Here is a 12,423-nt window from a genome sequence, read left to right on the forward strand (position 1 = left end):
AGGAGACAAGCGATGTCGAGGAATTTTCAAGAGGTCCGCCGCCTGGCCTTGCGCGGCGGCCTGCTGGCCGCCGTGGGGCTGGCCGCGCTGGGCGCCCAGCCCGCGCTGGCGCAGAAGGACTATCCGGCCAAGCCCGTGCGGCTGGTCGTGGGCTTTGCGGCAGGCGGCCCCACCGATGTGGTGGCGCGCGCCTTTGCCGACCATGCGGGCAAGGCGCTGGGCCAGCCCTTCGTGGTGGACAACAAGCCCGGGGCCAACACCATCGTGGCCGCGCAGGCCGTGGCTGGTGCGCCGGCCGATGGCTACACCCTGCTGTTCGGCGCCACCAACCACAGCATGATCCCGGCGCTGTACCAGGGCCGCGTGAAGTTCGACGTGGTGCGCTCGTTCCGGCCGCTGTGCACGGTGGCCAGCAGCCCCACGGTGCTGGTCGTGGGGCCGGGCATGCCGGCGCGCAACCTGCAGGAGTACATGGACCAGGCGCGCAGCCGGCCCGGCAGCGTCACGGCCGGCACGGCAGGCATGGGCAGTTCGGGCCATTTCGCCACCGAGATGTTTGCGCGGGCCAAGGGCCTGAAGCTCAACCACGTGCCCTACAAGGGCGCGGCGCCCGTGGTCACGGATCTCATGGGCGGCCAGCTCGACAGCTCGTTCGCCACGCTGGGCTCGGTGCTGCCCCAGGTGCGCAGCGGCAAGCTCACGGCGCTGGCCGTGGCTTCGCCCAGACGCGCGTCCCTGCTGCCCCAGGTGCCCACCTTTGCAGAAGCGGGCGGCGGCGACTACTCGGCCGATGTCTGGTACGGCGTGCTCGCGCCGGCCGGCATTCCCGACGGCGTGGCCCAGGCGCTGGAGCGCGTGGCCGTGGAGTTTGCCAAGAGTGCATCGGCTGCGGAAAAGCTGCACGGCCTGGGGATGGATGCCGAGTCGAGCTGCGGCAGCGCCTTTGCGCAGCGCGTGGCAGGCGAAGTGGCGTCCTATGCGCAGATCGCCCGCGAACTGAACCTGAAGGCGGATTGATTCGGCCGCCGCCCCCTCTAAAAAATCTGGAGACAAGCCATGAAATTCCTTGCCGGAACCCTGATCGCGGCCTGCGCCCTGGCCGCCGCCGTGGCCCAGGCCGCCTTTCCCGAGCGTCCCATCACCCTGGTCGTGCCCTATGCGCCCGGCGGCGGCGCCGACGCGGCCGCGCGCCTGCTGGCCACGCGCATGGGCGCGCGGCTGGGCACCAGCATCATCGTGGACAACCGGCCCGGCGCCAGCGGCACGATTGGCGCCAGCCAGGTGGCCAAGGCGCGCGCCGACGGGTACACGGTGCTCTACGACGCCACGCCGTTTTCCATCAACCCGCATCTCTTCGCCAGGCTGCCCTATGCGCGCAGCGCGCTGCAGCCGCTGTCGCTGGTGCTGCTCATGCCCAATGTGGTCGTGGTGAAGGCTGACTCGCCCGTGCGCAGCGTGGCCGACCTGGCGGCCAGGGCCAAGGCGCAGCCGGGCAAGATCAACTTCGCCTCTGGCGGCAGCGGCACGGTGCAGCGCCTGGCGGCCGAGCTGTTCCGCCAGCGGCTGGATCTGGACATGGTCCACGTGCCCTACAAGAGCGGCGGGCCGGCCATTGCCGATGTGATGGGTGGGCAGGTGGACTTCATGTTCGGCACCATGGCGGCCACCTATCCGCTGGTCACGGGTGGCAAGCTGCGCGCCCTGGCCGTGGCGGCGCCCCAGCGCTCGGCCCGCCTGCCCGATGTGCCCACCGTGTCCGAGACCGTGATTCCCGGCTACGAGGCCTATGAGTGGAACGGCATCTTCCTGCCCACGGGCACGCCCGAGCCCGTGGCCGCGCGCCTGCACCAGGCGCTGTCCGAGGTGCTGCAGGAAGCCGAGGTGCGCCAGCGCCTGAGCGATCTGGGCGCCCAGCCCATGGCATCGACGCCGGCCGAGTTCGCGGCCTTCCTCCAGAAGGAAGACGCCAAGTGGGGCGAGGTGGTGCGCAAGGGCGCCATCGTGCTGGACTGAGCGCATGGCCATGAACGCATCGACCATCGCCGTTGCACATTCGGCCGGCACGAACCGGCCTTTCCGCACGCTGCCGCCGCTGGCCTGCGACAGTCACATGCACATCTTCGATGCGCGCTTTGCGCCGTCGCCGCACTGGCCGCGCACGCCGCCGCAGGCCGACGTGGCCATGTACCGTCAACTGCAGCAGCGCCTGGGCACTTCGCGCGCCGTGGTGGTCACGCCCTCGACCTATGGCACGGACAACGCCTGCACGCTGGATGCGCTGGAGCGCCTGGGCGATGTGGCGCGCGGCGTGGCCGTGGTCGCCCACGACGTGGCCGATGCCGAGCTGGACCGGCTGGCCGCGCACCGCGTCTGCGGGCTGCGCGTGAACTTTGTCTCGCCGCAGTCCTGGGGCGAGACCACGGCCCACATGCTGGTCACGCTGGCGCACCGGGTCGCACGGCTGGGCTGGCATGTGCAGGTCTTTGTGCAGCCTGAGCAACTGGTGGCGCTGGAGCCTGTGCTGGGTGCGCTGCCCGTCCCCCTGGTCGTGGACCACCTGGGCCGTATCGACCCGGCCGCGGGCATGCAGGGCATGGAGGGCGTGGCTGGCGTGGAGGGCGCGGCCCATGCCGCGCTGCGCCGGCTGCTCGACGGCGGCAACACCTGGGTCAAGCTCTCCGGCGCCTATATGCGTTCATCGGTGGGCGGCCCTTCCTATGCCGACACGCTGCCGCTGGGCCGCGACCTGGTGCGCGCCGCACCCGAGCGCCTGGTCTGGGGCAGCGATTGGCCGCACACCACCGAGGCGCCGGGCTCCGTCAATGACGCCGACCTGGTGGACCTGCTGCAGGCATGGGCCGGCACGGACGAGGCCATGGACCGCATCCTGGTGGACAACCCCGCAAGGCTGTATGGCTTCGACGGCGCGGCCTGACACTCCAAGAAAGACAGACACCATGTTCCTGCTGCAAGCCCCCCAGGTCTGCGACCTCGAATCGTTCACCACCATGCCCGACGCGCTGCGCCGCCCCGAGCGCAGCGACTGGGCCGATGCCAACCGCAGCGGCGCCGTGACCGACTCCTTCCTCGAAGGGCCGGTGTTCGACGCTGCCGGCCATCTGTACGTGGCCGACATTCCCTGGGGCCGCGTGTTCCGCATCGATCCGCAAGGCGCCTGGACCCTGGTGGCCGAGTACGACGGCGAGCCCAACGGCATGAAGTTCCTTGACGAGCGCACGCTGCTGATCACCGACTACAAGAACGGCCTGATGCGCCTGGAGGTGGCCACGGGGCGCGTCAGCCCCTATCTGCAGCGGCGCAACAGCGAGCGCTTCAAGGGCGTGAACGACCTGGTCTTCGATGCCGAGGGCAACCTCTACTTCACCGACCAGGGCCAGAGCGGCCTGCACGATCCCAGCGGCCGCCTGTACCGCCTGCGGCCCGATGGCCGGCTGGACCTGCTGCTGGCCAACGTGCCCAGCCCCAACGGCGTGGCGCTGTCGCCCGACGGCCGCGTTCTCTACCTGGCCGTGACGCGCGGCAACTGCGTCTGGCGCGTGCCCCTGCTGCCCGATGGCAGCGTGGCCAAGGTGGGGCAGTTCTTCACCTCCTACGGCCCCAGCGGCCCCGACGGGCTGGCCGTGGATGACCAGGGCCGGCTGTTGGTGGCCAACCCGGGCCTGGGCCTGGTGTGGGTGCTCAACCACCGTGCCGAGCCCGTGCAGGTGCTGCGTGGCGTGCCGGGAAGCTCGCTCACCAACCTGGCCTTTGGCGGCGCGGACCGCCGCACGCTGTATGTGACGGACTCCACGCACGGGCGCATTCTGCGTGCCCGGCTGGAGGCGCCGGGGCTGGTGCTGCACGGCTTGAGCAAGGGCTGAGGCGGCCGTCGCACCGTCTCAGCCGTCTCAGTCGTCGCAACCGTTGCTCAGGGCCTGGCCGGCATGTCCAGGATCTCCCGGGCTTCCTGCAGCAGGCCTATCCACAGCTGCTCCTGCTGTATGCCGGCCTTGAGCACCAGGTGCTGCAGCCGCCGCTCGCGCGTGGGCGGCTTGTCCAGGAAGTCGCGCTGCTCCAGCCGCTGGTAGACGTCCAGCTGCGCCTGGTGCAGTGCCAGCAGCCGCTGCACTTCGTCCTGCAGTCCGCAGGGTCCCACCACCGCCTCGGCACGCAGGCGGACCATCCATTCCTCGCGCAGCGGCTTGGGGTCTTCCTGCTCGGCCACCCAGCGCTTGAGCTCCTTGCGGCCCGTGGGCAGGATGCGGTACTGGCGCTTGCGGCCCCGGCCGGATTCGGCGGGCAGGGCCTCGATCCATTGCGCCTCCTCCAGCCGGGCGAGTTCGCGGTAGATCTGCTGGTGCGTGGCGTTCCAGAAATAGCCGATGGAGCGGTCGAAGCGCTCGGCAAGTTCCGAGCCCGAGCAGGGATGCTCGACCAGGGCAGTGAGAAGGGCGTGTGGCAGGGACATCGGCAACAAGAAAGGCGCTGGAGCTGGGCGCCATCTTACGGGCCTGCATGGAGGTGTGGCCAAGCGCTGCAGTCATTTCTGCAATTTTTTGCGCAACCAGTTGCATAAATAAAGGAGGCTGACTACATTCATGCAATCAGTTGCATAAAAAAGCGAGACAGGCATGACCCACTACCCCCACCTGAATGCTGAACTGGACCTGGGCTTCACCACGCTCAGAAACCGCGTGCTCATGGGCTCCATGCACGTGGGCCTGGAAGAGGCGCCCAATGGCTTCGAGCGCATGGCCGCCTTCTACGCCGAGCGGGCGCGCGGCGAGGTGGGCTTGATCGTCACGGGCGGCATCGCCCCCAATGAGCGCGGCCGGCCCATGAAGGGCGGCGCCATGATGGTCAACGAACACGAGGCGGACCAGCACCGCATCGTCACGCAGGCCGTCCATGCCGAGGGCGGCAAGATCGCCATGCAGATCCTGCACTTCGGCCGCTATGCCTACCAGCCCGGGCTGGTGGCGCCCAGCGCGCTGCAGGCGCCCATCAACCCCTTCGTGCCGCATGCGCTGACGGGCGACGAGGTGGAGCAGACCATCGAGGACTTCGTGCGCTGCGCAGCCCTGGCCCGCCATGCGGGCTACGACGGCGTGGAGATCATGGGCTCCGAGGGCTATCTGATCAACGAGTTCATTGCGGCGCGCACCAACCACCGCGATGACGAATGGGGCGGCAGCTACGCGGGCCGCATGCGCTTTGCGGTGGAGATCGTGCGGCGCACGCGCCAGCGTGTGGGGCGGGACTTCATCATCATCTACCGCCTGTCCATGCTGGACCTGGTGGAAGGCGGCTCCACGCTGGAGGAAGTGATTGCGCTGGCCCAGGCCATCGAGGCCGCGGGCGCCACGCTGCTGAACACGGGCATAGGCTGGCACGAGGCGCGCATCCCCACCATCGCCACCAAGGTGCCGCGCGCCGCCTATGCCTGGGTCACGCAGCGCGTGATGGGGCAGGTGGGCATCCCGCTGATCACCTCCAACCGCATCAACACGCCCGAAGTGGCCGAGCGCCTGCTGGCCGAGGGCTATGCCGACATGGTCTCCATGGCCCGGCCGCTGCTGGCCGATGGCGACTTCGTGCGCAAGGCACGCCAGGGCCGTGCCGACGAGATCAACACCTGCATTGCCTGCAACCAGGCCTGCCTGGACCATACCTTTGGCGGCAAGATCACCTCCTGCCTGGTCAACCCGCGCGCCTGCCATGAGACCGAGCTGGTGATTGCGCCCGCGCCCGCCGCCAAGCGCATTGCCGTGGTGGGCGCCGGCCCCGCAGGCCTGAGCTTTGCCGTCACCGCCGCGCAGCGCGGCCATGCGGTGACGCTGTTCGATGCGGCCAGCGAGATCGGCGGGCAGTTCAACATTGCCAAGAAGGTGCCCGGCAAGGAGGAGTTCCACGAGACGCTGCGCTACTTTCGCCGCCAGCTGGAGCTGGGCGGCGTGGACCTTCGCCTGGGCCACCGCGTGGAGGCGGCCCAGCTCATCGAGGGCGGCTATGACGAGATCGTGCTGGCCACGGGCATACGGCCGCGCGTTCCCGCCATTGACGGCGTGGACCATCCCAAGGTGCTCGGCTACCTGGACGTGCTGCAGGGCGACAGGCCCGTGGGCGAGCGCGTGGCCATCATCGGCGCGGGCGGCATAGGTTTCGATGTGGCCGAGTACCTGACCCATGCCGGCGACAGCGGCGCCGTGGCGCCCCGCAAGTTCTATGCGGAGTGGGGCATAGACACGGACTACGCCCAGGCCGGCGGCCTGGCGCAGCCGCAGGTCGAGCCCTCGCCGCGCCGCGTGCACCTGCTGCAGCGCAAGTCCACCAAGGTGGGCGACCAGCTGGGCAAGACCACGGGCTGGATACACCGCACCTCGCTGAAGGCACGCAGTGTGGCCATGGGCTCGGGCGTGGCCTATGAGCGCATCGACGACACCGGCCTGCACATCACCGTGGACGGCCAGCCGCAATTGCTGGAGGTGGACAACGTCGTGCTCTGCGCGGGCCAGGAGCCGCAGCGTGAGCTGCATGCAGCCCTGAGCGCGGCGGGCTGCAGCGTGCACCTGATCGGCGGCGCCGACGTGGCGGCCGAACTCGACGCCAAGCGCGCCATCGTGCAAGGCACCACGCTGGCGGCCAGCCTTTGAGGGCGCCGCCCGATTCCGTTTTCCACCTCAACCACCAGGAGACAAGCATGTCCCAGCCCCCGAAGAACGCCCATCCCGCAGTCGCCCGCTCCCTGCAGCTGTGGCATCGCATGGTTGCCGCCAGCGACCTGGGCGAGCTGCACACCATCGTCCACCCCGATGCAGTGTTCCGCTCGCCCATGGCGAACACGCCCTATGCCTCGGCACCCGCGCTGATGCTGGCGCTGTCCACCGTGGTCCAGGTGTTCGAGAACTTCACCTACCACCGCCAGATGGCCAGCGATGACGGCCTGGACGTGGTGCTGGAGTTCAGCGCCAGCGTGGGCGGCAAGAACCTCAAGGGCATCGACTTCATCCGCTTCGACGAGCAGGGGCTGATCCGGGAATTCGAGGTCATGGTGCGCCCCATGAGCGGCCTGCAGGCGCTGGGCACGGAGATGGGCAAGCGGCTGGGCGACAAGCTTCCCGCCTTCAAGGCCGTGGCCTGAGGGCAGGGCGCGCCATGAAAAACGCCCCCGGCGATGCGGGGGCGTTTTGCCGTGGGCGTCAGCCGGTCAGAGCGTGCCGGCCTTCTGGCGGGCAATGGCATCGGCCACGCCCTTGCCGTAGGCGGGGTCGGCCTGGGTGCAGTGCGCTATGTGCTTTTGCACGATGTGCTCGGACACACCGGCGATGTTGCGCGCCGTGTTCTCGAACAGGCGCTGCTGCGCATCGGGCGTGAGCAGGCGGAACAGGTCGCCGGGCTGGGTGAAGTAGTCGGCATCGTCCTCGCGGTAGTTCCAGCGGTCGGCCGCGCCGTGCAGGGCCAGCGGCGGCTCGGCGAAGGCGGGCTGCTCCTGCCACTCGCCCTTGGTGTTGGGCTCGTAGGCGATGGTGCCGCCGTAGTTGCCGTCCACGCGCATGGCGCCGTCGCGGTGGTAGGCGTGGTAGGGGCAGCGCGGCGCGTTCACGGGGATCTGGTGGTGGTTCACACCCAGGCGGTAGCGCGCGGCATCGCCATACGAGAACAGGCGCGACTGCAGCATGCGGTCGGGCGAGGGGCCGATGCCCGGCACCAGGTTGGCCGGCGTGAACGAGGCCTGCTCCACATCGGCGTGGTAGTTGCGCGGGTTGCGGTTGAGCTCCATCACGCCCACTTCGATCAGCGGGTAGTCCTTCTTGCTCCAGACCTTGGTCAGGTCGAAGGGGTGGAAGCGGTAGGTCTCGGCTTCATGCTCGGGCATGATCTGCACGCACAGCTTCCAGCGCGGGAACTCGCCGCGCTCGATGGCTTCGAGCAGGTCGCGCTGGCTGCTTTCACGGTCGGAGGCGACCACGGCGGCGGCCTCGGCATCGCCGAAGTTCTCGATGCCCTGCTGGCAGACCCAGTGGAACTTGACCCAGTGGCGCTCGTTGCTGGCGTTGATGAAGCTGTAGGTGTGCGAGCCGAAGCCGTGCATGTGGCGGTAGCCGCGCGGAATGCCCCGGTCGCTCATGACGATGGTGATCTGGTGCAGCGCCTCGGGCAGGCCGGTCCAGAAGTCCCAGTTGTTCTCGGGCGAGCGCAGGTTGGTGTACGGATCGCGCTTGACGGCCTTGTTCAGGTCGGGGAACTTGAGCGGGTCGCGGAAGAAGAACACCGGCGTGTTGTTGCCCACCAGGTCCCAGTTGCCTTCCTCGGTATAGAGCTTGACGGCGAAGCCGCGGATATCGCGCTCTGCGTCGGCCGCGCCGCGTTCGCCGGCCACGGTGGAAAAGCGCGCGAACACTTCGGTCTGCTTGCCGATGTCGGAGAACACCTTGGCGCGGGTGTAGCGCGTGATGTCACCCGTCACGGTGAAGGTGCCGAAGGCGCCCGAGCCCTTGGCGTGCATGCGGCGCTCGGGAATCACTTCGCGGTTGAAGTGGGCCATTTTTTCCAGATGCCACAGGTCCTGCAGCAGCATCGGGCCACGCGGGCCGGCCGTGAGCGAGTCCTGGTTGTTGGCAACCGGGGCGCCTGCGGCGGTGGTGAGCTTGTGGGTCATGGTCTCTCCTTGATCGAGGGGTGGTAGCGGCGCCGGCTTGCACTCAGGCAGCGCGGCGCTTGGAAAATCAATAGCTGCGTGCTATCGAATTGCTTTTATTGTTGTTTCGTTCTATGGATGCAGCAAGGCTTTGGCGATTGGCAAATCTCAACTGCGCCATAGCCAAAAAATTTCACCGCCTCCCGCATGCACCGTGCCGGGCATGCTTTTTGCCAAGGCATTGTGTTGCGCGGGCGGATACGGCCCGTGTAGGCCGTCGCCCTGTCAGCCAGAGACCAGCTTGTGGACCAGGTCGGCAGCCGTGGAGGCGCCGTACTTGCGCATCAGCCGTGCGCGGTAGATCTCCACCGTGCGGTGGCTGATGGCCAGGGCGCGGCCGATTTCCTTGGAGGTAAGCCCCTCCAGCAGGCGGGCGGCCACCTCGCGCTCGCGGCCCGTGAGCTCGGCCTTGACGGGACGGTGGGCGCTGAGGTCCTCGAAGCTCCAGATGCCCGAGGCATGCGGGTCGCTGCGGTCCAGCGTGCGGCCCGTGACATGGCACCAGAACGTTTCGCCGTTGGCGCGCTTCATGATGCGGTTGTCCGAGTAGAAACCCCGGGCGTTGAGAATGGGCGCGATGCGTGCGCCCAGCCGCTCGTACTCGTCGGCGCTGGGGTAGAGGATCTGGAAGGTCTGGCCGATCAGCACCTCGCGCGAGGCCTCGAACATCTCGCAGACCTGGCGGTTGCAGTCGATCATGGTGCGATTGCGCGAGATCACGAGGCCGACGGGGGCGGCTTCGAACGCCAGCCGGTAATCTATATCCATGGGCAAATCTTTACGAAAAACTACCTATGCAAGTACGTAGTATCGTAGCGCATCCAATCTGAAGGAGACATGTGTGAAAAAGCTCTACCCCTCCGCGGAGCAGGCGCTCCAGGGCGTCGTGGCCGACGGGCAATTGCTGGCTGTGGGCGGCTTCGGCCTGTGCGGCATTCCCGAGGCCCTGATCGACGCGCTGCGTGACAGCGGCGCCAAGGGCCTGACGGTGATTTCCAACAACGCGGGCGTGGACGGCTTTGGCCTCGGCAAGCTGCTGGAGACGCGCCAGATCAAGAAGATGATCTCGTCGTATGTGGGCGAGAACAAGGAGTTCGAGCGCCAGTACCTGGCCGGCGAGCTGGAGCTGGAATTCACGCCCCAGGGCACGCTGGCCGAGAAGCTGCGCGCAGGCGGCGCCGGCATTCCCGCCTTCTTCACCAAGACCGGCGTGGGCACCATGGTGGCCGAGGGCAAGGAGCTGCGCGAATTCGACGGCGAGACCTATGTGATGGAGCGCTCGCTCGTGCCCGATGTCTCCCTGGTCAAGGCCCACCGTGCCGACAAGAGCGGCAACCTGCAGTTCCGCCTGACGGCGCGCAACTTCAACCCTGCCGCCGCCACGGCCGGCAAGGTCTGCATCGTGGAAGTGGAAGAGGTGGTCGAGGTCGGTGAGATCGCACCGGACGACATCCACCTGCCCGGCATCTACGTGCACCGCATCGTGCACAACCCGAATCCCGAAAAGCGCATCGAAAAGCGCACCATCACAGAAAAACAAGGAGCCTGACCATGCCGTGGACCCAAGACCAGATGGCCGCCCGCGCGGCCCAAGAACTCGAAGACGGCTTCTACGTCAACCTGGGCATCGGCATTCCCACCCTGGTGGCCAACCACACGGGTGACAAGGAAGTGTGGCTGCAGTCCGAAAACGGCATGCTGGGCATCGGCCCCTTCCCGACCGAGGATGCCGTGGACGCCGACCTGATCAACGCCGGCAAGCAGACCGTGACGACGATTGCCGGCTCGTCCATCTTCGGCAGCGACCAGTCGTTCGCCATGATCCGTGGCGGCAAGATCAACCTGTCCATTCTGGGCGCCATGCAGGTGTCCGAGAAGGGCGACCTGGCCAACTGGATGATTCCCGGCAAGATGGTCAAGGGCATGGGCGGCGCCATGGACCTGGTGGCGGGCGTCAAGCGCGTCATCGTGCTCATGGAACATGTGGCAAAGAAGAAGGATGGCACGACCGATCTCAAAATTCTTCCCGCCTGCACCCTGCCTTTGACCGGCGTGGGCGTGGTGGACCGTATCATCACCGACCTGGGAGTGATGGACGTGACGCCGCAGGGCCTGAAGCTCGTGGAACTGGCCCCCGAAGTGAGCTTCGAGGACATCCAGTCCAAGACCGGCGTGACGCTGATTCGCTGATGTTGCCGTGCACGGCCTGCCTTGGCAGGCCTGCGCAACGAGAGCCCGCCTTGCGCGGGCTCTTTTGCTTATATTTCAGATTTCGAGCCAATGGGAGCCTCTATGACGGATGTCGCGGCCGTGCGCAATCCACCGACAGCGCAGGGATGGAAGGACGAGGGCGTGCATTTCCTGCGCGCCGTCACCGACATGGCCGAGCATTGCAACGTGGTCACCGGCGAGCCCATCTTCAACGACAAGGGCGTCAAGCTCGTGGACAAGGGTGCGCGCATTGACGGCAACATGTACGAGCGCCTGGTCAAGCACAAGCTGCGCGACCCCATCGACAAGCACCTGGGCGTGGACAACCGCGTGGACGTGCTGGCCATCGAGGCCCAGGCCATGGTGCAGTGCGAAACCGTGGACCTGATGCGCCGCCTGGTGCAGTCGCTGGGCGGCACGGACCGGCTGCTGGCGCCGCTGCGCCTGATGGTGCTGCCGCCGCAGATCGCCTTCAAGCTCACGGTCATGCGCGAGCAGCGGCCCGAGCTGTTCGCCCACAGCCTGCAGATGATGCTGGTGGCCGTCTACCTGGCGCTGCAAAGCGAATGGAGCGAGCGTGAATGCGGCCCGCTGGCCACGGCGGCCCTGCTGCACGATGTGGGCATGCTCTACATGGACCCGGCCTGGACCGACCCCAACTACCGGCTCACGGGCGCCGAGCGCAAGCACCTGGTGGCGCACTCTGTCACGGGCATGCTCATCATGCGTGGCGCAGGCGCGTATTCGCAGGACGTGGAAATGGCCGTGCTCGAGCACCACGAGCGCATGGACGGCACGGGCTATCCGCGCGGCGTGCATGGCGAAGCCATCTCCAAAATGGGCCGTATCCTGTTGCTGGCCGAGGTGGTCTCGGCCTTCTTCGACAAATTCCAGGACCTGCCCGGCCAGCGCCTGTCGCTGATGCTGCGCATGAACCACCGCCGCTATCCGGCCGATCTGGTCGGCATCCTGCTGCCGCTGCTGTACGACGAGATCTCGCCGGGCACGCCGCTGCCGCCGCTGCAGGCCGAGGTCACGCACAGCGTGGCAGCGCTGTCGGCCGCCTTCCAGATGTGGGACACGTTCAGCCAGGCCTTCCCCGAGCGCTGGCAGGCCATGCCCGACCACCAGGCGGCCGTCTACATCGACTCCAGCATCGGCGGCCTGAAAAAGCAGCTGGCCGAGGCCGGCCTGCATCCCAGCCAGCAAACCGACCTGCTGGCCTACCTCAAGGACGACGTGCAGGGCATGAGCGAGCTGGCCCTGCTCAGCCGCGAGGCGCTGTGGCAACTGCAGGCCATCGTCAACGCCTGCCTGCGCCGCTGGCCCGCCATCAACGCCCGCACCCATGCCGTGGACACAGCGGTCGCGCAATGGTGCGAAGCCTGCATGCAGATCGACGCCACACCCCCAGCGGGCGGCGCAGCGAGAGCGCCAGCACACTGAGACAGCCGGGCTTGCCCGGCTTTTTTACATCCGTGGATTTCTTGGAAATCAAGAGTGCTGTATATTCA

12 protein-coding genes are annotated in these 12,423 nt (G+C 67.6%); 9 read left to right on the forward strand and 3 right to left on the reverse strand.

Translation table 11 applies throughout. From position 1 onward, the window contains the following. The first annotated feature begins 12 nt into the window (after positions 1-12). The 4 genes from KDK82_RS07655 to KDK82_RS07670 are packed head-to-tail and all read left to right on the forward strand — an operon-like array spanning position 13 to position 3,881. Complete coding sequence (locus KDK82_RS07655) at positions 13-1,017, forward strand: tripartite tricarboxylate transporter substrate binding protein (RefSeq protein WP_088164456.1); 1,005 nt, start codon at positions 13-15, stop codon at positions 1,015-1,017. Between the two features lie 39 nt (positions 1,018-1,056). Next, the gene (locus tag KDK82_RS07660; protein WP_088164457.1) at positions 1,057-2,013 is read left to right on the forward strand and encodes a tripartite tricarboxylate transporter substrate binding protein; all 957 of its coding nucleotides are present in this window, start codon (positions 1,057-1,059) and stop codon (positions 2,011-2,013) included. A gap of 4 nt (positions 2,014-2,017) precedes the next feature. Further along, positions 2,018-2,935, forward strand: coding sequence for an amidohydrolase (locus KDK82_RS07665; RefSeq protein ID WP_179217865.1), 918 nt, complete (start codon positions 2,018-2,020; stop codon positions 2,933-2,935). Between the two features lie 22 nt (positions 2,936-2,957). Continuing rightward, complete coding sequence (locus tag KDK82_RS07670; RefSeq protein WP_088164458.1) at positions 2,958-3,881, forward strand: SMP-30/gluconolactonase/LRE family protein; 924 nt, start codon at positions 2,958-2,960, stop codon at positions 3,879-3,881. 47 nt (positions 3,882-3,928) lie between these two features. Here KDK82_RS07670 and KDK82_RS07675 read toward each other — a convergent pair whose 3' ends face one another. Further along, positions 3,929-4,468 (reverse strand): PadR family transcriptional regulator, encoded by a 540-nt coding sequence (locus tag KDK82_RS07675; RefSeq protein WP_016446262.1) that lies wholly within the window; start codon positions 4,466-4,468, stop codon positions 3,929-3,931. Positions 4,469-4,631: 163 nt separating this feature from the next. Between KDK82_RS07675 and KDK82_RS07680 the strand changes: the two genes are divergently transcribed. Both KDK82_RS07680 and KDK82_RS07685 read left to right on the forward strand, forming a co-directional pair. Further along, positions 4,632-6,653 carry an NADPH-dependent 2,4-dienoyl-CoA reductase gene (locus tag KDK82_RS07680; RefSeq protein ID WP_088164459.1) on the forward strand — a complete coding sequence of 674 codons (2,022 nt, stop codon included), beginning with the start codon at positions 4,632-4,634 and terminating at the stop codon, positions 6,651-6,653. 47 nt (positions 6,654-6,700) lie between these two features. Next, positions 6,701-7,141, forward strand: coding sequence for a nuclear transport factor 2 family protein (locus tag KDK82_RS07685; protein WP_088164460.1), 441 nt, complete (start codon positions 6,701-6,703; stop codon positions 7,139-7,141). 66 nt (positions 7,142-7,207) lie between these two features. Here the strand turns inward: KDK82_RS07685 and KDK82_RS07690 are convergent, their stop codons facing one another. After that, on the reverse strand, positions 7,208-8,659 hold the full coding sequence (locus KDK82_RS07690; RefSeq protein WP_013802010.1) for a catalase: 1,452 nt from the start codon (positions 8,657-8,659) through the stop codon (positions 7,208-7,210). Positions 8,660-8,923: 264 nt separating this feature from the next. Beyond that, positions 8,924-9,466 (reverse strand): PAS and helix-turn-helix domain-containing protein, encoded by a 543-nt coding sequence (locus tag KDK82_RS07695; protein WP_012206070.1) that lies wholly within the window; start codon positions 9,464-9,466, stop codon positions 8,924-8,926. A gap of 73 nt (positions 9,467-9,539) precedes the next feature. Here KDK82_RS07695 and KDK82_RS07700 point away from each other — a divergent pair, with 73 nt between their 5' ends. The 3 genes from KDK82_RS07700 (at position 9,540) to KDK82_RS07710 (ending at position 12,355) form a co-directional block, all read left to right on the forward strand. Beyond that, complete coding sequence (locus tag KDK82_RS07700) at positions 9,540-10,247, forward strand: CoA transferase subunit A (RefSeq protein ID WP_013802011.1); 708 nt, start codon at positions 9,540-9,542, stop codon at positions 10,245-10,247. Between the two features lie 2 nt (positions 10,248-10,249). After that, complete coding sequence (locus tag KDK82_RS07705; protein WP_012206068.1) at positions 10,250-10,888, forward strand: 3-oxoacid CoA-transferase subunit B; 639 nt, start codon at positions 10,250-10,252, stop codon at positions 10,886-10,888. Between the two features lie 102 nt (positions 10,889-10,990). Then, positions 10,991-12,355 (forward strand): HD-GYP domain-containing protein, encoded by a 1,365-nt coding sequence (locus KDK82_RS07710; protein ID WP_034394715.1) that lies wholly within the window; start codon positions 10,991-10,993, stop codon positions 12,353-12,355. The last annotated feature ends 68 nt before the right edge of the window (positions 12,356-12,423 follow it).

The sequence above is a fragment of the Delftia sp. K82 genome (genome assembly GCF_002193035.1).
GTDB classification, from domain to species: domain Bacteria; phylum Pseudomonadota; class Gammaproteobacteria; order Burkholderiales; family Burkholderiaceae_C; genus Comamonas; species Comamonas acidovorans.